21 protein-coding genes are annotated in these 22,884 nt (G+C 51.0%); 5 read left to right on the forward strand and 16 right to left on the reverse strand.

Annotation, left to right across the window (positions count from 1 at the left end; all coding sequences use genetic code 11):
• The first annotated feature begins 87 nt into the window (after positions 1-87).
• Positions 88-312, forward strand: a complete 225-nt coding sequence (locus FHC48_RS15190; RefSeq protein ID WP_008500345.1) for a DUF2594 family protein — start codon at positions 88-90, stop codon at positions 310-312.
• A gap of 66 nt (positions 313-378) precedes the next feature.
• On the opposite strand, the gene sdiA is transcribed toward FHC48_RS15190, so the two are convergent.
• The 14 genes from sdiA to FHC48_RS15260 all read right to left on the reverse strand — a co-directional run bounded on the left by sdiA (position 379) and on the right by FHC48_RS15260 (position 17,908).
• Positions 379-1,101, reverse strand: coding sequence for a transcriptional regulator SdiA (sdiA, locus tag FHC48_RS15195; protein WP_008500344.1), 723 nt, complete (start codon positions 1,099-1,101; stop codon positions 379-381).
• 221 nt (positions 1,102-1,322) lie between these two features.
• Positions 1,323-2,075, reverse strand: a complete 753-nt coding sequence (gene tcyN / locus FHC48_RS15200) for an L-cystine ABC transporter ATP-binding protein TcyN (RefSeq protein ID WP_008500343.1) — start codon at positions 2,073-2,075, stop codon at positions 1,323-1,325.
• Positions 2,072-2,740 carry a cystine ABC transporter permease gene (gene tcyL / locus FHC48_RS15205; RefSeq protein WP_059365006.1) on the reverse strand — a complete coding sequence of 223 codons (669 nt, stop codon included), beginning with the start codon at positions 2,738-2,740 and terminating at the stop codon, positions 2,072-2,074. Before tcyL ends, tcyN begins: the two co-directional genes overlap by 4 nt.
• A 21-nt stretch (positions 2,741-2,761) precedes the next feature.
• Positions 2,762-3,748, reverse strand: a complete 987-nt coding sequence (dcyD, locus tag FHC48_RS15210; RefSeq protein WP_021240469.1) for a D-cysteine desulfhydrase — start codon at positions 3,746-3,748, stop codon at positions 2,762-2,764.
• A gap of 106 nt (positions 3,749-3,854) precedes the next feature.
• Positions 3,855-4,655, reverse strand: a complete 801-nt coding sequence (gene tcyJ, locus FHC48_RS15215) for a cystine ABC transporter substrate-binding protein (protein WP_021240470.1) — start codon at positions 4,653-4,655, stop codon at positions 3,855-3,857.
• Positions 4,656-4,741: 86 nt separating this feature from the next.
• Positions 4,742-5,293 carry a flagella biosynthesis regulatory protein FliZ gene (fliZ, locus tag FHC48_RS15220; RefSeq protein ID WP_008500339.1) on the reverse strand — a complete coding sequence of 184 codons (552 nt, stop codon included), beginning with the start codon at positions 5,291-5,293 and terminating at the stop codon, positions 4,742-4,744.
• Positions 5,294-5,347: 54 nt separating this feature from the next.
• Positions 5,348-6,067 (reverse strand): RNA polymerase sigma factor FliA, encoded by a 720-nt coding sequence (locus tag FHC48_RS15225; protein ID WP_008500338.1) that lies wholly within the window; start codon positions 6,065-6,067, stop codon positions 5,348-5,350.
• Between the two features lie 122 nt (positions 6,068-6,189).
• Complete coding sequence (locus tag FHC48_RS15230; RefSeq protein WP_059365007.1) at positions 6,190-6,648, reverse strand: N-acetyltransferase; 459 nt, start codon at positions 6,646-6,648, stop codon at positions 6,190-6,192.
• Positions 6,649-6,658: 10 nt separating this feature from the next.
• Positions 6,659-7,360, reverse strand: a complete 702-nt coding sequence (locus tag FHC48_RS15235; protein WP_023293884.1) for a WbqC family protein — start codon at positions 7,358-7,360, stop codon at positions 6,659-6,661.
• Positions 7,361-7,376: 16 nt separating this feature from the next.
• A complete protein-coding gene (locus FHC48_RS15240) occupies positions 7,377-8,531 on the reverse strand; it encodes a DegT/DnrJ/EryC1/StrS aminotransferase family protein (RefSeq protein WP_059365009.1) in 1,155 nt (384 codons plus the stop codon).
• Between the two features lie 144 nt (positions 8,532-8,675).
• Positions 8,676-12,074: a hypothetical protein gene (locus tag FHC48_RS15245; protein WP_059365012.1), complete on the reverse strand. Its 3,399-nt coding sequence runs from the start codon at positions 12,072-12,074 to the stop codon at positions 8,676-8,678.
• Complete coding sequence (locus tag FHC48_RS15250; protein WP_059365014.1) at positions 12,071-15,709, reverse strand: glycosyltransferase; 3,639 nt, start codon at positions 15,707-15,709, stop codon at positions 12,071-12,073. The genes FHC48_RS15245 and FHC48_RS15250 overlap by 4 nt, the downstream gene beginning before the upstream one ends.
• 172 nt (positions 15,710-15,881) lie before the next feature.
• Positions 15,882-16,787, reverse strand: coding sequence for a flagellin (locus FHC48_RS15255; RefSeq protein ID WP_044596654.1), 906 nt, complete (start codon positions 16,785-16,787; stop codon positions 15,882-15,884).
• Positions 16,788-16,975: 188 nt separating this feature from the next.
• Complete coding sequence (locus tag FHC48_RS15260; protein WP_023293880.1) at positions 16,976-17,908, reverse strand: flagellin; 933 nt, start codon at positions 17,906-17,908, stop codon at positions 16,976-16,978.
• 238 nt (positions 17,909-18,146) lie between these two features.
• On the opposite strand from FHC48_RS15260, the gene fliD reads away from it, so the two are divergent.
• The 4 genes from fliD (at position 18,147) to amyA (ending at position 21,935) form a co-directional block, all read left to right on the forward strand.
• On the forward strand, positions 18,147-19,550 hold the full coding sequence (fliD, locus tag FHC48_RS15265; protein WP_023293879.1) for a flagellar filament capping protein FliD: 1,404 nt from the start codon (positions 18,147-18,149) through the stop codon (positions 19,548-19,550).
• A 24-nt stretch (positions 19,551-19,574) separates the two neighbouring features.
• Positions 19,575-19,985 carry a flagellar export chaperone FliS gene (fliS, locus tag FHC48_RS15270; RefSeq protein WP_023293878.1) on the forward strand — a complete coding sequence of 137 codons (411 nt, stop codon included), beginning with the start codon at positions 19,575-19,577 and terminating at the stop codon, positions 19,983-19,985.
• Complete coding sequence (gene fliT / locus FHC48_RS15275; protein WP_023293877.1) at positions 19,985-20,344, forward strand: flagella biosynthesis regulatory protein FliT; 360 nt, start codon at positions 19,985-19,987, stop codon at positions 20,342-20,344. Before fliS ends, fliT begins: the two co-directional genes overlap by 1 nt.
• Positions 20,345-20,447: 103 nt before the next feature.
• On the forward strand, positions 20,448-21,935 hold the full coding sequence (gene amyA, locus FHC48_RS15280) for an alpha-amylase (RefSeq protein ID WP_059365016.1): 1,488 nt from the start codon (positions 20,448-20,450) through the stop codon (positions 21,933-21,935).
• 93 nt (positions 21,936-22,028) lie between these two features.
• Here the strand turns inward: amyA and yedD are convergent, their stop codons facing one another.
• Complete coding sequence (gene yedD, locus FHC48_RS15285) at positions 22,029-22,442, reverse strand: lipoprotein YedD (RefSeq protein WP_023293875.1); 414 nt, start codon at positions 22,440-22,442, stop codon at positions 22,029-22,031.
• A 74-nt stretch (positions 22,443-22,516) separates the two neighbouring features.
• Entirely contained in the window at positions 22,517-22,831 is a 315-nt protein-coding gene (fliE, locus tag FHC48_RS15290; protein WP_008500329.1) for a flagellar hook-basal body complex protein FliE, read from the reverse strand.
• Positions 22,832-22,884 lie beyond the last annotated feature (53 nt).

Genomic DNA, 22,884 nt, shown 5'->3' on the forward strand with positions numbered 1-22,884 from the left:
TGCATTTTTTGCTTCAGCTTGTGGTATACTCCGCCGCCTTGACTTTCGTCGTCGCGCTTTAGCGCCGTTTAATAATGAGGAAAATAAATGAGCACACCTGAATTTGCCACTGCGGAGAATAACCAGGAACTGGCACAGGAAGTAAACTGCCTGAAAGCGCTGCTAACGCTGATGCTGCAGGCGATGGGCCAGGCTGATGCCGGTCGTGTGATCATTAAAATGGAAAAACAAATCGCGGAGATGGAAGACCAGGCTGAATCAGCGGTATTTGCTAACACCGTTAAGCAAATCAAGCAAGCGTACCGTCAGTAACAAAAAACGGCTGGATGCAGTGCATTCAGCCGTTCGCTCGTCTGTCACGCAGAACGTTTTACTGCGTCAAATCAGTCCCGTTGCCGCCGCATAGCACGCGATCTGCGTCTTGTTGGGCGCGTTGAATTTCTTCTGCATATTCTTCTGATGGAAGTTAACGGTATTCTCTGAGATCGAGAGAATGATCGCTATTTCCGCTGACGTCTTCCCTTCCGCAGTCCATTTCAGAATTTCACGCTCGCGCTTGCTGAATTTCATTTCCGGCGGCATGACCATCTCATCGTCAAAACGCATCAGCGAGGTTAAGGCCATTTGCACCAGCATTTGCAACCGCAGCTCTATTTCTTCATGGGCTAATGGCCCTTCCTGTACACGCGTACGAGACACTGACAGGAAACCAAGCGCATGATTTGGCAGCATCAGGCACTGCGTTATTCCCGAGCGTAAACCGTGATCCTGGGCGCTGTGCCATAATTCCTGCGCCTCGGCGAATAATGCATCTGTCCAGGGGAGATGGCCCTGAATGAAATTCTCCGGTTTTAAAACCGGATCAATCGCGAAATAGTTCGCGGATTGATATTGCGCCATCCACAACTTTGGGTAAGTGGTTTGCAGGGAGATTTTAGGGCGGGTAAATGGCACGGGATGGCGCACGCAGAGCGCGTAATAATCGAATTCCAGCGCCTGAGTTTGTCGCTCCAGCTCCTGATATACCTCGGCGGCACAGGTCAATTCCTGAAACCGGAGGGAGCAATCCCGTCGCCAGGTGAAAAAGTCTAAATCCTTCATACTTACTAAATGAAGCCTCTGAACAGATAATCATTATTATGGTGAATATAAGCTAACACATAAAACTTTTTTCTAGCCACAAAATATCGGCAATAGCACAATTAACTTTACTATCGATAAGGTTTATCCGATCTGGATGGAATAAAAAAACAGAAGCCCTCGCGCAGAGGGAGAATAATTTGCTCCAGAGTCAATTTCTGGAGCAAAAGCGTGCAAAAATGCTACTGCATAAGGAATTTTTCAAGGAATTGACGGGTTCGCGGCTGTTGAGGGTTAGCGAACAGGCTTTTCGCTGGCCCCTGCTCCACAATCCGTCCCTGATCCATAAAGATGGCTCTGTCAGCGACATCGCGCGCAAAGCTCATTTCATGGGTCACGATCACCATCGTACGCTTCTCCTGTGCCAGCTGGCGAATGGTGTTCAGCACTTCGCCCACCAGTTCCGGATCGAGCGCAGAGGTCGGTTCATCAAACAGGATCACATCCGGGCGCATCGCCAGCGCGCGCGCAATCGCCACGCGCTGCTGCTGCCCGCCCGACAGGCGACGCGGATAGCTGGTCTCTTTCCCCGCCAGCCCGACTTTGGCGAGCAGTTCGCGAGCCCGCGCGGTCGCTTCCTCTTTAGGCTCACCTTTGACGATCACCGGCCCTTCGATGATGTTCTCCAGCACCGTACGATGCGGGAAAAGGTTGAAGTTCTGGAAAACAAAGCCGACATGCTGGCGCAGGCGGCGAATCAACCCTTTCTGTTGGCTGATGGATTTCCCGGTATCAATCGTGATCTCCCCGACGCGGATGGTACCGCCTTCCGGCTGTTCAAGCAGGTTAATGCTGCGCAGCAGCGTCGTCTTTCCCGAACCGCTCGGTCCAATAATCGCCACCACTTCGCCCTGCTCGACCTCCAGATCGATCCCGTGGAGCACCGTTTGACCGTGGAATTTCTTCACCAGGTTTTTGACGTCAATTGCACTCATTTTGGATCACGCTCCTGGCGGTTAAGCTGGTTTTCGAAGTAGTTTTGCAGAGCAGACAGCACCGTCGCCATCACCCAGTAAATCAGCGAGGCGGCCAGATACATGGTAAAGACCTCAAGCGTACGGGAGGTAATGAGCTGTGCCTGACGGAAAAGCTCCGGAACCTGAATCGTTGCCGCCAGCGAGGTATCTTTCACCAGGCTGATAAAGCTGTTGCTGAGCGGCGGAAGCGCCACGCGTGCCGCCTGCGGCAGGATGGCCCGGCGCAGCGTCTGCCAGTGCGTCATACCGATACTGGCCGCCGCTTCCCACTGCCCTTTGTCAATGGAGGAGATGGCCGCACGCAGGGTTTCGGAGGTGTACGCCGCGGTATTGAGCGACAGGCCAATCATCGCCGCCGGAATCGGATCCAGCTCGATTCCGAACTGCGGTAAGCCGTAGTAGATCATAAAGAGCTGGGCGATAAGCGGCGTACCGCGAAACACGGAGATATAAAAGCGCGCCAGCCAGCGCACCGGCAGGACAGGCGACAAGCGCATTAAGGCCAGTATAAATCCCAGTACCAGCCCAAAGAACATCCCGCCGATACTGAGCTGCAACGTAAATACCGCACCTTTCAGCAGATACGGCAGAGAATCAATAACCAGTTGAATACTTTCTTGCATTATTATTTTTCGACCTGATTTTTAAACGTGAGGATGGTAGGCAAACAGCGCAGGCGCTCCGCCGGTATGGACAAATAAAATCGGCCCTTCATCCTTAAAGCGTTTTTGCGCAATGCCGTCGATCAGTCCGGCCATCGCTTTGCCGGTATAGACCGGATCGAGCAGTATGCCCTCGAGGCGCGCCAGCAGTTTCACCGCTTCCATTCCCTCTTCGTTCGGCGTGCCGTAACCCGGCGCAAAATAGTCATCCCAGAGCAGAATATCGGCCGTGGCTTTCAGCTCCAGCTGCTCTGCGACCGCCTGCTGTAGCGTAACCACTTTCGGCTTCTGATCCGCCACGCTGCGGGACACCGTCACGCCAATCAGTTCGACCTCCGGAAGCAGTTGCTCCAGCCCCACCGCCAGCCCGGCATGGGTGCCCGCACTGCCGGACGCGACCACGACGGAGGAGAGACTCACCGCCCCCTCGCACTGCTGCGCGATTTCCAGCGCGCTTTCCACATACCCCAGCGCGCCCAGCGCATTCGACCCGCCGACGGGAATAACGTAGGGGCGAAAACCCTGCGCTTCCAGACGCGTCGCCAGCTCATCGAGCTGGGCGGTCGGGTCGGTCAGCGCGTCAACCATCTCAACCTGCACGTTAAACAGGTCTAACAGCAGGCGGTTACCGTTGGTGAGATAGTTTTCAGCCCGCGTGCCAATCGGGTTTTCCAGCAATGCCACGCAGTGAAGCCCAAGTTTTGCCGCCACGGCCGCCGTCTGGCGAACGTGGTTGGACTGGATGGCCCCGGCAGTGATGAGCGTATCCGCGCCTTCGCGCAGGGCGTCCGCCGCCAGAAACTCCAGCTTGCGCAGCTTGTTGCCCCCCATCGCCATGGGCGTCACGTCATCACGCTTAATAAAAATATCGCGCCCTAAATAATCAGAAAATCGCGGGAGATACTCCAGCGGCGTCGGCGCGCCGATGAACTCCAGGCGGGGAAAGCGCGTTAAATTCTGTAGTGACATGGATGCTCCGGTAACTCAGACAAAATGTGATATTTTTCATTATGCACGCAGACGCGTAAGAAATAAAAAAGGCGCTTTTAAAAGCGCCTTTTTTTACGTCAGAAACTTATTTCGTGACGTCTGCCCCGAACCACTTCTCGGAAAGCGCCTTCAGGCTACCGTCTTTTTGCATGTCAGCAATCGCGGAATCAATCGCTTTCACCAGGTCTTCGTTACCTTTACGAACGGCCACGCCGGATTCCTGACGAGAGAACGCATCACCCGCTACCGCCAGGGTGTTGTTGGTTTTCTTCACCAGATCCAGTGCTGCCAGGCGGTCAACCAGAATGGCGTCGGTGCGGCCCACGCGCAGATCCTGGTATTTCGTCGGGTCATCATCATAGGTGCGGATATCCACGCCCTGAACGTTCTGGCGCAGCCACTCTTCGTAGTTGGTTCCCAGACCGACACCGACTTTCTTCCCTTTCAGGTCCGCAGCCGTTTTGATGGTGCCTTCGTTGCCTTTCTTCACCAGCGCCTGAATACCGGACACGGTATACGGGGTGGAGAAGTCATACTTTTTCTTACGCTCGTCAGAGATGGTGACCTGGTTGATGACCACGTCAATGCGTTTCGAATCCAGCGACGCCAGCATACCGTCCCATTTGGTCGGTTTCAGGGACGCTTTCACGCCGAGGTGTTTCGCCAGCTCTTCAGCAAACTCCACTTCAAAACCAGTCAGCTTGCCGTCATCGCCCTGGAAGCTGAACGGAGGATAGGTTCCTTCCAGCCCGACCAGCAGCGTACCGCGCTCTTTTACTTTATTCAGCAGGTTTTCTGCGGCGAACGTTTTCACGCTCATGCCCGCAACCAGCGCAACAGCCATAACACCCATCAGCGCCTGACGACCCAGAAGTGCAAATTTCATAAATACCCCGATATAGTGGAATTTTTACGTAGTGTAGAGAAATCGCCTGCAACGTCAAAGGCGACTGCGCTACATCTTATTCTTTTTTAATATATATCAGAAGTTGTTCCGGCGTGGGCTTTCTGCTTTATGGCACCCGGCATTTGTACCTTATATTGTGCGTACTTGCGCAGCGCAATCCGATAGTTGTTGGTGCTGGTCGCAGGCAGCCACGGCTCCAGGTTCTCGTCGAGATAACCGGTTTTGAGCAGATCGCGGGAAATGTTGTTCACGGTCAGATGCTGCCCGAGGCGGCGCAGGCGAACCACGTATTCGCGAACGGTGCCGTGGCTCATCTCCGTTTGTTCAAACAGGAACTGCTTGAAGCCGATAATATCGAAGAAGTCGCTTTGCTCTTTGCAATGGAGATCGCCACAGAAACGGCAAAGCGCCACCCACTCTTTTTGCTCTTCGAGCCATGCTGCTTCGTCCATCAACGTGTCGAGGCGAGAAATCGCGATCTTATTGACGATTTCGCCGCGGCGAACCAGCGTGATACGATCGAGTAACTTGTTACAGTGGGCGCAATGCGTCTGGCTGTGTTTAAAGTCTTTCAGGTAGCGGCTTAAAGGCCGTCTTTTAGATTGCTGCACCGTCATGATAACTCCTGGTTGTCAATACGTTGTGCGGCATTTTTAAGGTGAATCAATCACCTATAACTTACCCAGCTTGGTTCGTAAGCGTTTAATGGCCTGGCTGTGCAGCTGGCTCACCCGCGACTCTCCCACCTCCAGAACAGCGCCAATCTCTTTGAGGTTAAGCTCTTCCTGGTAATAAAGGGTCAATACCAGCTGTTCGCGTTCAGGCAGAGCTTCAATAGCTTCCATGACGCGCTGGCGTAAATTCCCTTCCATTAAATGGTGTAACGGGTTTTCTTGCTGGTGCTCATCCGTCACCAGCTCGATGCTATCGCCATGCTCTTCTCGCCACTCGTCATAAGAGAAGAGTTGGCTATTATTGGTATCGAGCAACATCTGACGATACTCTTCAACAGCAATGCCAAGACGATCCGCCACTTCGGTTTCCGTTGCGTTGCGTCCCAGTTCCTGTTCCAGCTGCCCCATCGCATGCGCCACTTCGCGTGCGTTGCGGCGAACACTGCGCGGTACCCAGTCACGGCTGCGCAGCTCGTCCAGCATCGCACCACGAATACGCTGAACTGCGTAAGTCGTAAATGCCGTTCCTTGCAGAGCGTCGTATCGGTCAACTGCATTCAATAACCCGATACCGCCCGCCTGTAGCAGATCGTCGAGTTCCACGCTCGCCGGCAAGCGCACCTGGAGGCGCAATGCTTCGTGACGCACCAGCGGGACATAACGCTGCCACAGCGAGTGTTTATCCATTACACCTTCAGCGGTATAGAGTGAATTCACGATAAACAGCCCTGCGTTAGTTGAGTTATCGGCATGATTATCCGATTCTGGAGGGGTTTTAATCGGGAGAATAGTGGGTGAAATGGGGGGTTATTTCTGCCTTACTCTTTCCCTGGACCAAATTAAAGGGGTTGGGACGGACCTGACATTCTACTTTTTCGCATCATCATGAGCGTATCCTGTTCTGCAGAAAAAATGATAAAGCCATGTTTTGAATACAATCTAATAGCCTTTTCTCTGATGCTAAGCACTTCAAGGTTGATGTGTTCAACACCCGCCTCTTCAAGATAGCGAATACTGTTTCGCAACAATTGATTCCCGATGCCACATGATTGCCAACCGGGTAGTACAGAGACGTTAGTAATAAATCCGGTCCGATTTTCCTTATTCAGATATGCCGCGACAAGACCAATCAACTGGTTATCGCTCCACGCTTCAAAGGTGCAGCCATATTTTTTAATTTTAGACGCATAGTTTTCAATATTAACCTGCTTCATGAGATGATCGACAAAATCAGATTCGCCAACGCGAAGATGCCCTGCAATTTGTATGGCAGTGGCGGTGTTAACGCGTAATATCATCGCATACTCCTTAACCACTCATAGCCCAGCGATGCTGACAAAAATTGATTACCTCATTTTTACTATTAAACATCAGGACATCAATAATTGAGAGCCAGGGGACAAACTCAGCGCCAAACTGCCGATAACAAACGTATTCTGGTTGGATAAACTGTAAATTGATATCCTGCCGCTGGAAGCTTTCACTATCATAAAGTTCGCGACCGCCAGGCAAGTTGATATAAGTATGCGCCCCCAGAGTAGAGCAAATGGACAATATTTTGTCCTGAGCACGCAATTTATGATCAATGGCAACATCAGACGAGAGCATAATTTCACACTCCAGAGATAGCATCTGACGCAATATCATCAGAGAGTGACATATATAGGCTGACAAATTCTCATGAGAACAATTGATGATCTCTTCAACAACCGGAAATATCGAATGAAAGTAAGGCGCATTACGGTAGGCATCAATAAATTGATTGAGCAAATTCTCACGAATAAAATTATCTGACAAGTGACGATCGTTGATAGCGAGAAAGCGGGAATCCTTCGCTAATGGAAGAGTAATAACGCCAGGTTGGTTGTGTTGCAAAATACGATTGCGATTGATCCAGCCTTGCCTGACGTACTGCACATTGTCAAACAGAACAAAGCGGTCAACCGCTGACATCAGTTGAAAGTAACCAATATAGGGCAGAAAGTAAGGTTGCATTACTGCGATTTTCACAACTGCTAATCCTTATTTATGACTCACTATGTGCGACGCATTGTGGATTTTTATAAAGCGAAAACGTGTTTCTAATAATTTCCACAATCTGGATCTGTTTTTCATATGTCAGGCCGGGATAGATAGGCAGACAGAGAATGCCTCGCGAAATCAACCACGCTACAGGAAGATGTCGGGCATCAGCTGTAGCAAACTGACGATACATCTGAAACTCACTGATCAGAGGATAGAAATAACGTCGTGCAAAAATATTCTGCTGTCGTAAGGTGCTATAAATTTCATCGCGCGCGCTTATAATGCTAGCATCAAAGAGGACCGGGAAATAGGCGAAATTCCATTCAATCGAGTTAGCTGGGGTTATATAGCGAAGTTCCGGCAGCCATTCATCAAGCAGCTGTACATACTTCAGATAGATCGCTTTGCGTTCTGCAAGAGCCGCGTCAATATGCTGCAACTGGAGCAAGCCCATTGCCGCCTGGATCTCATTCATTTTGCCATTGATACCTGGGGCCATGATGGTGACCTCATCGGCAAAACCAAAGTTTTTCAGATAGTCAATTCTCTGTTTGGTTTTACTGTCATGACAAATAATCGCACCACCTTCGAAGGTATTAAATACTTTGGTGGCATGGAAACTCACGACCGAAAGATCGCCATAGTTCAGGACACTGGTATTATTCTCTTTTACGCCAAAACAATGGGCAGCATCGTAAATAACCTTGAGTCCATACGTATCGACAATCTGTTGAATACGTACGGTATCACAAGGAATACCATAACAATGTACCGGTAATATTGCTGACGTTTGCGGCGTGATAAGTGATTCAATTTTCTCAGGGTCAATATTGAACGTATCGGGATCAATATCCGCAAAAACCGGAGTTAGTCCATTCCAGAGCAAACTATGAGAAGTTGCAACAAAGGAATACGGGGTGGTGATCACCTCGCCACGGATCCGCAAAGTCTGCATAGCCGTCAGCAGAGCAAGCGTACCATTCGAGAATAAACTCACGTACTTTACGCCAAGATAACGCGCTAGCGCCTGTTCAAGCTGTTGGTGAAACTCGCCGCCGTTTGTCAGGATCCGGTTTTGCCAAATTTTTTCCAGATAAGGAATAAACTCCTCGAGGGGAGGCAAAAGCGGGCTGGTAACATAGACGTTATCACTCATATGAAAACCTGTGGACTAAGGGGTGGTGTCCTATCATAGCGATGAGCACACAGTTGCTATCGGTAAAACAAGACACCTTTCAGGACTCAATTACCCAAACGGCTCAGCTTTCCGGGTAAAAAACGCCCCGGAAAGCACCCTTTGTTACATAAACAGCCCGCGGATAACCTCAGGGATGGACTCCCGATCGTAAATGAAGGTGCTAATCTCCCGCTGACTAACCACGTATCTGTCGGCATTAACGATTTCGTTCTGCCAGACCTGAGGGTCAGCTTTAAGGCGCCGGAAGGGGAGATTGTTGTGCAATGAAGGGACATCGCTAGCCAAGATCGCTATCCCACAGGCTGCGAGCTGAACCGCCTGATAGTCATCTTTAAAACGGTTGTGGTCGCAGTTCAGCCTGAAAATAATTGCTATGTCGGCTCGCAACTGATGCAGCTGTTCAGGTGACATCCGTTCCTCTTGCCAGCGAACCGTTTCTGCGACCATCGGTAGCCACGCCGCGGGCCAGGCCCCCAAAATGATCCAATCCACCCTGGCGTGCGTGGCGGCGATAACCCGGCTAATAAATTCTCGCTCTTTTACGGATAATGCTTCCGGTATACACAAAACGCGTCTGCGTTCGGCCGACGTCGGCCTCGACTGTGCCACCCATTCACACCCTAGCAACACCGGCAGACACGACACCGGCCTTTTTCGTTTGCTTAACTGGGCTGCACGCTTTGCAGACCATGTAAGCCACCGCGTCACCACGTTTACCTGATCCCGATCGTTATTGTCTGACCCGGCTGAATCCGCCAGCGCATAAATTCGCAAAGGGATAATCCGGCTCACGGCCGCAAGACGTGCTGAAAGAGCCTTATCCGGGGCATGGGTTAGAACCACAATTTTCGGTACGAGACGCAATATTTCTGGCACGGTAAGGTCGGAAGAATCACGTATCAGGCAGATCGCGTTATCTGTCGACAGATTCTGCAGCAAGTCGGCTATACGTTTCGAGTATTCGCAGTCCTCACCATTTTTCAGCAACAGAACCTTCGCGAGCGTCAAGGAGAGATTGTCAGACACGTTGGTCGTAAGAGGTCCATGGCGGAACAATGGACGTTGTAGACTGAGATAGCGGTTATAGGCCGGATCGTCAGTGAAAACCTCCAGCATCTCAGCGAGTAATGTCTGGCGCTGCGAATTCTCACTGACGCACACCGTTTCAAGAAGCTGTGTATTGTCCGATACCACAACACTGAACGGCGACCAGACGGCAAGATAACCAGCCCGTTTCAACTTTAGAGGCAGAATAATATCATTGACGTGCTGGTCGTCATATTCAACCGACAGCCCACCGACCCGTTGCCATGCTTCGCGCTTGACCAGCAGACAGTTGCTGCTCAGGATGGAATAGTTTTGCTCGCACTGGTAGCGTGACAGCTCGCCTTCTGTTTGCCAGGGTTCCCCTTGACCAACATGCCCAACCCAACCATCGGCCCCAGCGATCATTCCCGCACTCAGCAACCGTTGGTCGGCGGTGATAAATTTTGGTCCTGCGCTTCCTATTTCAGGGCGAATTACATGACTAAGCAATGTCGTCAGCCAGTTTTTCAGTACAAAAAGCGTTTGGAGATCCAGAAGTAAAATAAAATCACCAGCCACATTTTGCGCCAGGAGGTTCATACGACTTGCGTAATTTTGCTCAGCGCCACAGACGATCGCCGTTAGTGGCATCACCTCCTGCATCTGCTTGATGAGATCAATCATTTCTGCACTGGTATTTTCGACAACCGCCAGCAGAATCTCTTTGTTCTGCCACTCGGTATTACTTATGAGACTCTCAACGCAGCGGATCAGTCGCGTCGGATCGTCACCCGCATCAAGCAGAATGCTGACTTTTTCACGTTCTGGCTGTGGATAGCTAATACGCCATGTCAGATTTTTTTTCTGTACGGCGCGGGCCTGAGAAAATCCACGATGCTGCAGATAACGCTGGAGAATCTGTGCTTCTTCGAGCGTAGACGGGAAATCAAATACTGAGGCAGGCACCAGGGTAATAATATCCGTAATATGCCCAATACAGCCCGTTCCCCATTGCAGCAAGTAATCGATCAACGCGTCAAATTCGAAAGACTGATTGAATTCAGGGTTAAATTTTCCCGTGGCCAGCCAGCTCTCGCGCCGGAACCAGACGCGTCGTAAATAGCGGTGAGGCGCAGCGAGGAATAGATCGAGATTGAAATCCGGTTTCCGTACCGGAGTGATTTCACCATCATCAGCGCGCACTGCCTCATCCGTATAAATGGCCTGACATTCCCCGGCCTTCGTGAGCATATTACGCATCAACCCAATACTTGCCGCAGTATATTCAACACCCGCGTCGATGCAATGCAGCCAGTCGAAGTCCTCAGTTTCAGCCAGTTGCCTGACAGCACTAACCCAGCTATCTACCGTAACCGCGCGAATATCCATAGTCGTAGCGTGATACCCAGGTTCTGGCGCAACAAGAAGAATCGTGCGTGAATCAACACCCTGACGGGTAAGTGAGGCGACGGATGCTTCGATAGCGCTCACCTGCGCATTCAGGCAAAGAATAACGTGTAGCAGACGAGTTTCTGCTGTAACCGTAGTCGGCAGAGTACGGTGAGAAATCCAGTGGCTGAATGAGTTGCGCTCCTTTACCTCATCGTGCTGCTGCGCTTTTGCTTGGGTTAGAAACAGGAAGTGCTCAAACTGGGTTTCCAGAAGTCGCCTTTTGGCCAGAACAACGTCGCGGACAATCGGTAGACCTTCCCGAATGACGTCCAGTGCTTCCGGAGAATCGGAGTAACCGAAACCGGCACCACCAATATCCTGTAACGATTGCTCGTTCAACGCATAATGCTCATAGCCTGGAACAGACAGCGAAACGACCGGGCAGCCACATAGCATGGCTAGCAGGCAGGTGCCAGACGACTCATAGGTGTAAAGCACCCGCCCGCGTTTCAGAAGCATCGCCAGTTCGCGTAATGACAAAGGGTTGCGCATTGACAAAATAGTGATGTTTTCTGGTAACCCAGATAAATCAAGCGCAGATTCAGGGATCCTGTTCAGGTAGAGAAAGTCTTTATCTTTAATTGGCTGGTCATCCTGAAAGAGTGAGAGGTCATAACATTCAATCCCCAGAATATTCGGATCGGGTTCTTTATCTGCAAACTCAGGGCGATACCAGAAAAAGAGATCGTCGGCACCGGCATCAATGGCATTTTGCATGATGACCCCTTCCCTGTTTAGCATGTAGCGGACGGTTACCGGCGCAGAAAAAGGATTTCCCGTAGTGACCTCCGGGTAAACAGCAATCCATGACCTGCCGCTGGAGATGACCTGTTCATAGGCTTCTTCCGTGAGCGCTGGCGCATTCCATTCGGGGTTGACGGTACAGCCAACCATCCAGGCGCGACCACCACGCTCATTGATCATATGGCATAAGCGGTGAAGCACCTGAATGCCCAACGACGATTCACGGTAGTCCGGTGCGGCAATCAGGTAGGGAGAATGAAGATCTATATGCATAGTCATTGTGCCAACCAACCTTGTTGCCAGTCATTGAGTCCATTTTCGCGCAGATACCAGTTGCGCTGTACGGCATTTCGTAATTCATCCCCCTGGCGGCTCCGGTAATCCGCGTCATTGAGGTAGGACTGAATGGCTTTCATCCAGTCTTTAAAACGGTTTTCAACTAGGGTCACCGGTAGTCCACAACGGTACGGAGCAATATCCGTGGCAACGATCGGTACTCCACAGGTACCAATTTCCAGCAGCCGTAAATTACTCTTGCATTCATTGAACTGATTGATTTCTAGAGGAACCAGTGCCAGATCGAGATTCAGATTGGCCAGCTTTTCAGGGTACATTTCGAAAGGAACGCCAGGGTGAAACTCACAATGGACATTACGCGGCTTCATTCCCATAAACACCCATTCAACGTCATTCTCCAGCGCCTTAATCAGAGGTAGCAGTATTTGGAGATCCCCTGCATGGGTACTCCCCCCCGCCCAACCAACGCGTAATTTTTTACCTACCCCCCGCTGACTCAGCAAATGCCCCCACTGGTCGGGAGCAAGGCGGTTCTGCGCAATGCGGATATCATGATGGAAACGGCTATAGGCTTCAGCAAGCGGCGCCGTTGAGACTACAATTCTGTCTGCGCTTTCGAGTATTTTGCGGAAGCTCTTGACCATGTGTTGCGGGTAGTTTTCACGATTACCATTTTTCAACGGCACGTTAAGTAAGAAATCATCGTACTCAATGATAACTTTGGCATTACAGACCTCACGCAGTTGCTGAATAATGTTCGGGAAACGGCTCCCGGTGAGTGACTCAAGTAAAATCACATCTGGCTGAAGTTGCGCGGCTTCCATGACTGAAGGAATGCTGTTCACCATACCGCCCTCCAGCATATGATGACGCTCCAATGCTTTAAACGGCTGCATAACCCGGTGATGCCCGCAGCCATTCCAGTCAACATGATGCGCCAGCACAACTGGTACAGGACGTCCCGGAAGAGGGGCATGCAGACGCGCACTGTTTTCACTCAGGGTGAAAAGCGCGCCGGATTTTTGCATGAGCGGATGATATGAAGGATCTATGAGCAGCTCGGCCTTCCACTCGTTACGCAACTGTGCGTAGTGTTCCAGCATCGGTCGTTCGGGAACCTGGTATTTATTGGCCAGAAGGCGTGTCGCTCCGCCCATATGTTGAACGCGCGAATAGGGTGTCCAGACGTTTAAATAGCCCTGCTTTTGCAGCCTTATTCCAAGATCAACATCGGCAAAATAGACGGGATAACGTTCTTGCGTAAATCCATTAAGCGCGAAAAACACATCTTTTCGTAGCATCATACAAGAACCACTCACTGCCGTTACGTTATGCGGGGCGTAAAGATAGTCGTGAAAACCTGAGTCAGCCCCTCCCGCTCCGGCAAAAGCAACCTCCACACCGTTTTGAACGCCAGTCAGGTAGCCACCATGCTGGATCCGGCCATCCTTAAACTCTAGGCGAGCCCCTACCACGCCCACCTCTGGGCGTAATGCGTGTTCCAGTAACGCTTCCAGCCACGCGCCATCAATGATTTCACAATCATTATCAAGGAAAACGAGAACATCTCCCCTCGCCTGCTGCGCGGCGGCGTTGCCCATTTCAGCAAAATTGAATGGCTCGTCATAACGCAATATCCGTACCTGCTCCAGCCCAAGACTCGCTAAATCGCTCAGGAACTGACAGGCATCGCCCTCTACTGACTGGTTATCAACAATCATCAGTTCATAGCGAACGTAGCGGGTCTTTTCCATCAGACTTTCAATGCAGTTCTTTAGTAAAGCAAATCGATCGCGCGTGGGGATAATAATAGAGACCATCGGCTGGGCATCCCAGTGATAGCGAAGGCGCGGTAGAGCTTTAACGGCTCCCGGCTCATAGGAGGCAGAAATACCAAGTCGCGTAAGGTGGGCCAGTACGCCGTTCCGATGCTGCTCCATAAGACCTGGCTGCTCAGTCCAGCGTTGCGCAGGTTCAGAATTGCAGAGCAGCACTTCAGGCACATGCGTTAAGACACTGGTACCCTGCAGCTCGACCAGACGCCAGAGCAAATCGATAAAAGGCGTATAAGCAAAGAGAGGGTTCAGCCCACCAGCGGCCTTTGCCGCATGGCAATCAATTAGCAGCGCCTGTCCAATATAAGGCTTACTGCGCAGGAGATCGATATTAACTCCGGGGCGCAAGGTAACAATCGGTTCATCGTTTTCGGCAACCGTCATTTCATCACAATAGGCGACACTTGCCTCCGGGTAATGAATTCGGTGCTCAGCGAATCGCAGCAGCGCGTCATCTAAAAGGGTGTAGCCCGCAGGGAGCATTAGGAACGCCTGAGCAGGGCTGTTTTCCAGTAACGCATTAATATCGGAAATAGAATACGCCACCTCTATAGAGATAGGCACTAGCGATTGAGCGAGCGCCGATGCATGGGTAATCTGGTACTCTTCAGTCGTTTTATTCTGCGCGAGGATAACAACACCAAGTCTGGCTCTGTCCGGAAAGGCATCAGCACAGGCACGTAAAGCCTCGCGACGCGCGCTCGTGATATTTCGATCCTTTATCCAGCGAGTAATAGAGTAGTTTTCGCTCTGCTGGAGCAACAGCGCTTTGCTGTGAAATGCCAGCGCATAGCGATCTTTTTCAGAAAGCGTATAAGGCCTTTGCGACACAGGAAAATCTAGCACAGTGAGAATATTCTGCTCAAGGCTCCAGCGTGATACGAACGTCTGATGATTTTTATGCACCCATTTTATGGCATCTTCATAGCCGTCGGTCAGCAGTTGAATCCACTCGTCTGCCCCCGGGCAAAAACGCAAATTTACCCCGGAGAAATAGTTAGCTTCATAGTACGCAAGATTTGTATCGCTCAAATACCCTTCAACGTAGTTCCCGTGCGCTAAAAAGACCGGTACACCGAGAACAAGTGCTTTTGGAACATACTGTTCATCCGTGATAATAACGTCATAACCCGCGAGCCACTCTGGTTCAATACGCCCGGATTGAGCACTTAAATCGAGCCATTCAATGTATAGCTGCGACTGGGCTGCGCGCTGCTGAACTTCATACATTTCAGCGGACATTTTATCCGCGATATAGAGAATTCGGCGCAACTCTTGCGCCTCACGATCAGCATAATCTTCGCAGTAAGCGTCCGGCACGAGCCACGGCATCAGGTGTAGCTTGTCTTCCTCGATCCCCGTCTGTAGCAGGATAGTCTGCGTAAACGCCGACAGGCCAAGCACTCGTGTTGCCAGAGCATTCTCCAGCTCGGCGCCCCATGGAATATAAAGATCATTGTAATCACTATAATGACGGAAGATAAAAGAGCCCGCCGTTTTCTGCTCATACAGAGCAGTAAGCAGTTTCTCGCAAAAAAAGCCTTTAACGACCCATATAACGTCATAGCGTGCGGCCAGTTCTCCCGCATTCTCTGTAACAATCGTCAGGTCTCCAGTTGCCTGCAGTCTGGCCATTTCTGGCTGAAGACGCTTCCCAATAAAGGAGGTACATAGAATCACATGCCATTCCCGTCTTAGCAGGGCATCAGCTATGTCGAGCACTTCCGTGCACGAAGCAGACCATGCGTCCAGTTTGTCTACACTTATCAGAATTTCAGGCATTTTTTATCCTCAACGCCGCCACAAGGACGCCTACAGTTCTATTTTCAGTAATGCAATATTGTGAGGGAAAGAAGAAGGTTTAAGAGAAAAAATAGCTTGGATAATTGGGCTTAAATCTGGCGATTGGGAAATAAAAAAGGCATCCGAAGATGCCTTTTTGGCGTTATCAGAATTAACGCAACAGGGACAGCATGGTCTGTGGAACCTGGTTGGCCTGCGCCAGTACAGAAGAGCCAGCCTGCTGCAGGATCTGTGCGCGGGACATGTTGGACACTTCAGTCGCGTAGTCGGAATCCTGAATACGGCTGCGGGCAGCGGACAGGTTGTTCACGGTGTTGTTCAGGTTGGTGATGGTGGACTCGAAACGGTTCTGAGAGGCACCCAGCAGGCTGCGCTGGTTGTCTACAGATTTGATTGCCGCATCGATGTCTGCCAGCGGGTTACCATCGGTAGTACCACCGGAAGTCACGGTACCGCTCAGAACGTCGAAACCTTCTGCAGCAGTAGAACGTGCATTACCATTGATAGTCTGACCAGTGGTAACAGAGGTTGCGCCGGAGGCGTTGAACAGGTTATAGGAGTTAGAGCTGCTCAGGCTAATAGAAATGGTTTCTTGATCCTTAGAACCTACCTGGAAGCTGTAGCTGCTGGAGCCAGTGCCAGTGTTCAGCACTTTAATACCATTGAAGTCAGTCTGAGTCGTCACGCGGTTTACTTCTTCCATACGCTGGTTAACTTCAGCCTGGATGGAATCGATGTCGGAAGCAGAGTTAGAGCTGTTCTGCGCCTGAACGGTCAGATCACGGATACGCTGCAAGTTGTTGTTGATTTCGCTCAGTGCGCCTTCTGCCGTCTGCGCCAGAGAGATACCGTCGTTGGCGTTACGTGCAGCAACGGTCAGACCGTTGATGTTAGAAGTGAAACGGTTAGCGATCGCCTGACCAGCAGCATCGTCTTTTGCGCTGTTGATGCGCAGACCGGAGGACAGACGCTCAATCGCGGTGCCCAGAGAAGACTGAGATTTGCTCAGGTTGTTCTGAGTCATCAGCGACAGAGTGTTAGTATTAATCACTGCCATGATAAGTATCCTTTAATTGATTATGAGTTCCGGCTAGCTGCCAGGGGCTTCATCGCCTTCATAAAGGTTATCGACAGGGCATTTACAAACTTTAGATCTTTTGATCTTTTTTTCTTTTCTTATTTCATCTTGATTTTAAAAGAAAAAAAGCGCCGACATGCGGCGCTTTTTGTCTGTCATAACGGCGATTAACGCAGCAGGGACAGCATGGTCTGTGGAACCTGGTTGGCCTGCGCCAGTACGGAAGATCCAGCCTGCTGCAGGATCTGTGCGCGGGACATGTTGGACACTTCAGTCGCGTAGTCGGAATCCTGAATACGGCTGCGGGCAGCGGACAGGTTGTTCACGGTGTTATTTAGGTTGGTGATGGTGGACTCGAAACGGTTCTGAGAGGCACCCAGCAGGCTGCGCTGGTTGTCTACAGATTTGATTGCCTTATCGATGTCTGCCAGTGGGGTAGAACCTGCTGCGGTACCACCTGTACCACCGGTTACCGCACCGTGCAGAACGTCAAAACCTTCTGCTGCAGTCGTACGTTGGTTGCCGTTAACAACATCACCAGAAGTCATCGCTTTGGTGTTCAGCGTCGCGCCGGTGTTGCCAGCAGCTGCCAGGTTGAAGCTATCGCTAGAACTCAGAGTGATACCGATAGTTTCATTATCTTTAGAGCCAACCTGGAAGTTGTAGGTGCTTGAACCTGTACCGGTATCCAGAACTTTGATACCGTTGAAATCGGTCTGCTTGGTCACACGGTTCACTTCTTCCATACGCTGGTTAACTTCAGCCTGGATGGAGTCGATGTCGGAAGCAGAGTTAGAGCTGTTCTGTGCCTGAACGGTCAGATCACGGATACGCTGCAGGTTGTTGTTGATTTCGCTCAGTGCGCCTTCTGCCGTCTGCGCCAGAGAGATACCGTCGTTGGCGTTACGTGCAGCAACGGTCAGACCGTTGATGTTAGAGGTGAAACGGTTAGCAATCGCCTGACCAGCAGCGTCGTCTTTCGCGCTGTTGATGCGCAGACCGGAGGACAGACGCTCGATCGCGGTGCCCAGAGAAGACTGAGATTTGCTCAGGTTGTTCTGAGTCATCAGAGACAGGGTGTTAGTATTAATAACAGCCATGATGTATTCCTTTGAAAAAGTTATCAGATTTAGGCATCTGCCTACGGCTTTCTCACCGTCAATGAGGTTATCGACCGCCCTTTCTCAAGCTTTAGGAAAAAAAATCATTTTTTTAAACCTGTAAACTGCCCGAATTTCTCCCTCTTTATTTACGCATTGTTTTTTTTAAATAACGCTAATCTTTTTCTCGTTTCTGCCGATAGACCATCCAGCGATTGTCTCAATAAAGGATGAAAAAATGGCAAGTATTAGTTCACTCGGCGCAGGTACTTCACTGGACCTCAATACGTTGTATGACAATTTACAGACAGCTGAGCAAACCAAGCTAAAGCCTATCACTACCCAGCAAACGTCATATAAAGCCAAGCTGACAGCATGGGGGGTGGTGCAGACAGCACTCACTAAATTACAGACTGCTTCAGATGCATTAAAAAATACCTCTGCTATTGCACAATCAAAGGTTTCCAGCACTAACACAGCGTTTAGTGCGACGCTTGCCAGCAGCGCAGCTGCAGGATCTTATTCCGTTGAAGTAACGCAACTGGCGGCAGCGCAGTCTCTGTTGAGCCCTAAAGTCGGCAGCAAGGATACAGAACTCGGCGACAGCAGCATGAGCACGCGCACCCTCACAATCACTCAGCCGGGGCAGAAAGATCCGTTAACAATCACCCTGGCGAGCGATAAGACAAGCCTTGCCGATGTGCGTGACGCTATTAACGCCAAGCAGGGAAGCGTAAGCGCCAGCATCATCAAAGCGGATGACAACAGTTATTACTTAGCGCTGACTTCCCGTGATACCGGTACAGCAAACGAGATGACCATTACGACGGATGATAGTCAACTGGCACAATACGTCAGCTACAATCCATCCAGCGCCACCAATGTGATGAGTGAACAGGTTCCAGCTGCCGACGCTAAAGTCAATATCAACGGTATCGAGATCGTTCGTAGCAGTAATGCCATCACGGATGCACCAGAGGGCGTTACCCTAAACCTGACGAAGACCAATAAAGGCAGCCCGGAGACATTGTCAATTGTCAAAGACAACCAGCCAATGACCGATGCCATTCAGGCTTTTGTGGATGCGTATAACTCTCTGCAGACCACCATTGCCAATCAGACGAAATATACGGCGGTCGATCAGGGAAGCACCAACCAGGACAGCAGCAATGGCGATCTGTTGGGCGACGGAACGCTACGTAATATTCAGACCCGCCTGCGCTCGATGATTTCGGCTAGTCAGGGCTCAGGCGATCTGGCCACCTTATCGCAGATTGGGATTACGCAGGATATCACCGGTAAGCTGACGGTGGACAGTACCAAGCTCAACAAGGCACTGAACGAAAAATCGGCCGACGTCGTCGCATTCCTGTCCGGCGATGGAAAAACCACCGGTTTTGCCACCCAGACCAGCAGTCTGCTGAAAGACATGCTCGGAACTGATGGTTCCGTACAGAATGCCACCGCGGGCATCAACAAGACGCTGAAAAAACTGTCGGACGAATACGATCGCGTAAACGCGCAGATCACTGCCACCATGGCACGTTATAAAACGCAATTTACCAGTCTGAGCCAGCTTGTCTCAAAGATGGATCAGACCGGAAGCTATCTGACCCAACAGTTCAACGCCATGAACCGTTAATAAATGATGAATTGAGGTTTTACCATGTATACAAAATCGGGAATTCAGGCATATGCTCAGGTCGGCGTTGAATCGGCCGTTCTGAGTGCCAGCCCACATCAACTGGTTGTGCTTCTTTTTGATGGCGCATTAAGCGCCATGAAGAAAGCCATCATTTTGATTGAACAAGGTGATATTCCCGGTAAAGGGCAGGCCATAAGTAAAGCAATCAATATCATCAGCAACGGTTTGCAGTCAGGTCTAAACCATGAGGTCGGTGGCGACCTGGCGGCAAATCTCGATAGTCTTTATGACTATATGACCAGGCGTCTTTTACAGGCTAATCTTCATAACGACATCAATGCCATTAATGAAGTAGTGGAGTTACTCAATAACATTGCTGATGCCTGGAAAGAGATAGGCCCTCATTCTCAAAACATGCGGGACAATTACTAATGGACGTCCATCTCAGCTTGCTCCAACATTATCAGCAGTTATTAACAACCAGTAACATTATGCTTGTTCTCACCCAGGCGGGGCGCTGGGATGAGCTTATCGCTTACGAAGTTGACTACCTGACATCAGTTGAAAAACTGACTATGTTCCAGGATGCCAGCGAAATTCCGCCTCATATTCAGGCTCAAATACGCCCTATTCTGAAAAAAATACTCGATAATGAAATCGAGTTGAAAACCTTGCTGCACCAGCGTATGGAAGAGCTGAAAGCATTAGTTGGACAGACGTCGAGACAACATAATCTGAACTCAACATATGGACGTTTATCAGGAAATGTTCTCTTTCCATCAGATCTCTAGTCTGAATATGGTATTTTGCGGATGAATAAAATTTTGTTATTTCATCCGCGTTTTATTCTCATTTCACCCATACTCACTGTGTTCTCAATATGGAGCACGGACGATGAAAAACCCCACCCTGTTACAATGTTTTCACTGGTACTACCCTGCTGGCGGTGAATTGTGGCGAGAGGTCACGGCGCTAGCCCCCAATCTTAACGAAATCGGCATTAACATGATCTGGCTCCCGCCCGCCTATAAAGGTGCATCCGGCGGGTATTCTGTCGGCTATGACTCCTATGACCTGTTCGATCTGGGCGAGTTTAACCAGAAAGGCAGTATCGCCACGAAATACGGTGACAAAGCGCAGCTGCTGGAAGCCATCGACGCCCTCAAGCGCAACGACATTGCCGTGCTGCTGGACGTAGTGGTCAACCACAAAATGGGCGCCGATGAGAAAGAGCCTGTGCGCGTTCAGCGCGTGAACGAGCAGGATCGCACGCAAATTGATGACGAGGTCATCGAGTGCGAAGCCTGGACCCGCTATACCTTCCCTGCCCGCGCCGGGCAATATTCGCAGTTTATCTGGGACTACAAATGCTTCAGCGGCGTCGACCACATTGAAAACCCCGATGAAGACGGCATTTTTAAAATCGTCAACGACTACACCGGCGAAGGCTGGAACGATCAGGTTGATGATGAGATGGGTAACTTCGACTATCTGATGGGCGAAAATATCGACTTTCGCAATCACGCCGTCACCGAGGAGATCAAATACTGGGCCCGCTGGGTCATGGAACAGACGCGCTGCGACGGTTTTCGTCTGGACGCCGTCAAGCATATTCCCGCCTGGTTTTACAAAGAGTGGATTGAGCACGTCCAGGAGGTCGCCGACCAGCCGCTGTTTATCGTGGCGGAATACTGGTCTCACGAGGTGGATAAACTTCAGGCCTATATCGACCAGGTCGAAGGCAAAACCATGCTGTTTGATGCCCCCCTGCAGATGAAATTCCACAAGGCGTCACGTCAGGGCCGGGATTACGACATGAGCCAAATCTTTACCGGCACGCTGGTGGAAGCCGATCCGTTTCATGCGGTGACCCTCGTCGCGAACCATGACACCCAGCCTTTGCAGGCGCTGGAAGCCCCGGTCGAAGCCTGGTTTAAACCGCTGGCGTATGCGCTGATCCTGCTGCGGGAAAATGGCGTGCCGAGCGTCTTTTATCCTGACCTCTTTGGCGCCAGCTATGACGATACGGGTGGAGACGGTGAAACGTACCATATTGATATGCCTGTGATTGAGCAGCTCCACGAGCTGATCCTCGCGCGCCAGCGTTTTGCCCACGGCGTGCAGACGCTCTTTTTTGACCATCCTAACTGCATCGCCTTCAGCCGCAGCGGCACGGAAGACGATCCTGGCTGCGTGGTGGTCATGTCAAACGGGGACGACGGCGAGAAGGTAATTTGCCTGGGGGAAAACTACGGCAACAAAACGTGGCGTGATTTTCTCGGCAATCGCGAAGAAACGGTCACCACGGCGGCGGATGGCGAAGGGACGTTTACCTGCAAAGGCGGAAGCGTGAGCGTGTGGGTAATTGAGGATGCGTTGTAGAAACAATGCCGGGTGGCGGCTTCGCCTTACCCGGCCTACAGGAAGGCACTTTTGTAGGCCGGGTAAGCGTCAGCGCCACCCGGCAACAAACGGCTACGGTAGTTTACTCTCCAGCGGATGCTTGCTCAGGTAATCGGCACACTCAACCGTTGGGCGATCGACCTTCTGCAGCTCCAGCCCGTCGTACTCAAGCGTCGAGCCATCGCGCTCCAGCGGATAGATATCCAGCTTGCGCGTCACGTTGTAATAACTGTCTGAACGCAGCATGATTTTACCCGGCACGGCAATCACGCGCTGCCACTGACGGCAGTCCAGCGTATCGCCCTCTTCCGTCACCACCAGCGTGGCAATCGCTTCAGGGCTGACCATTTTGCTCTGCGGCCCTTTTGACTGCCAGTATCCCGCCAGATGCGCCGGGACAGGATGCTTGATCACCTCTTTATAATTATCGACCTGAACGCACCCGGTCAGTGCCAGCAGCGCGCCAGCAATTGCTATTTTTTTCATCATCTTTCCTGCATTCGAAGAAAAAAATATTGTGGCATTAAAGCGCTGTGGCTGCCAGCGAAGATCGACAGGTCTTAGACCTGCATCCCCATCACTTCCTGATAAGCCGACACCAGCTTGTTACGCACCTGGATCCCCATCTGCAGGGAAACCGAGGCTTTTTGCAAATCGGTCATCACATCATTCAGCGCCACGCCCGGCTCGCCGAGGGTGAATTTCTCTGCCTGCGTGCGCGCTGCGGTCTGGGTATCACTGATACGGTCAAGAGCGGCATGCAGTTGCCCTGCAAAGCTGATGCTCGGCTGCTGATCTGCCACATTCTGATTACGGGCCGTCATCGCCGTTGCCTGCAGCTGACTGATTACCCCTTCAATGCCCTGTATAGCCATGACTCTCCCCTGGATGGTTTTTTACGCGGTCAAGACTAACAGCTTGTCAATAA

This window comes from Enterobacter sp. EC_50 (assembly GCF_019584525.1).
GTDB classification, from domain to species: domain Bacteria; phylum Pseudomonadota; class Gammaproteobacteria; order Enterobacterales; family Enterobacteriaceae; genus Enterobacter; species Enterobacter roggenkampii.

Bases quoted from the DNA above. Each gene is read 5' to 3' on its own strand.
- FHC48_RS15190 (WP_008500345.1), top strand. From the start codon at position 88: ATGAGCACACCTGAATTTGCCACTGCGGAGAATAACCAGGAACTGGCA.
- sdiA (WP_008500344.1), bottom strand. From the start codon at position 1,101: ATGAAGGATTTAGACTTTTTCACCTGGCGACGGGATTGCTCCCTCCGG.
- tcyN (WP_008500343.1), bottom strand. From the start codon at position 2,075: ATGAGTGCAATTGACGTCAAAAACCTGGTGAAGAAATTCCACGGTCAA.
- tcyL (WP_059365006.1), bottom strand. From the start codon at position 2,740: ATGCAAGAAAGTATTCAACTGGTTATTGATTCTCTGCCGTATCTGCTG.
- dcyD (WP_021240469.1), bottom strand. From the start codon at position 3,748: ATGTCACTACAGAATTTAACGCGCTTTCCCCGCCTGGAGTTCATCGGC.
- tcyJ (WP_021240470.1), bottom strand. From the start codon at position 4,655: ATGAAATTTGCACTTCTGGGTCGTCAGGCGCTGATGGGTGTTATGGCT.
- fliZ (WP_008500339.1), bottom strand. From the start codon at position 5,293: ATGACGGTGCAGCAATCTAAAAGACGGCCTTTAAGCCGCTACCTGAAA.
- FHC48_RS15230 (WP_059365007.1), bottom strand. From the start codon at position 6,648: ATGATATTACGCGTTAACACCGCCACTGCCATACAAATTGCAGGGCAT.
- FHC48_RS15240 (WP_059365009.1), bottom strand. From the start codon at position 8,531: ATGAGTGATAACGTCTATGTTACCAGCCCGCTTTTGCCTCCCCTCGAG.
- FHC48_RS15245 (WP_059365012.1), bottom strand. From the start codon at position 12,074: ATGACTATGCATATAGATCTTCATTCTCCCTACCTGATTGCCGCACCG.
- FHC48_RS15250 (WP_059365014.1), bottom strand. From the start codon at position 15,709: ATGCCTGAAATTCTGATAAGTGTAGACAAACTGGACGCATGGTCTGCT.
- FHC48_RS15255 (WP_044596654.1), bottom strand. From the start codon at position 16,787: ATGGCAGTGATTAATACTAACACTCTGTCGCTGATGACTCAGAACAAC.
- FHC48_RS15260 (WP_023293880.1), bottom strand. From the start codon at position 17,908: ATGGCTGTTATTAATACTAACACCCTGTCTCTGATGACTCAGAACAAC.
- fliD (WP_023293879.1), top strand. From the start codon at position 18,147: ATGGCAAGTATTAGTTCACTCGGCGCAGGTACTTCACTGGACCTCAAT.
- fliS (WP_023293878.1), top strand. From the start codon at position 19,575: ATGTATACAAAATCGGGAATTCAGGCATATGCTCAGGTCGGCGTTGAA.
- fliT (WP_023293877.1), top strand. From the start codon at position 19,985: ATGGACGTCCATCTCAGCTTGCTCCAACATTATCAGCAGTTATTAACA.
- amyA (WP_059365016.1), top strand. From the start codon at position 20,448: ATGAAAAACCCCACCCTGTTACAATGTTTTCACTGGTACTACCCTGCT.
- yedD (WP_023293875.1), bottom strand. From the start codon at position 22,442: ATGAAAAAAATAGCAATTGCTGGCGCGCTGCTGGCACTGACCGGGTGC.
- fliE (WP_008500329.1), bottom strand. From the start codon at position 22,831: ATGGCTATACAGGGCATTGAAGGGGTAATCAGTCAGCTGCAGGCAACG.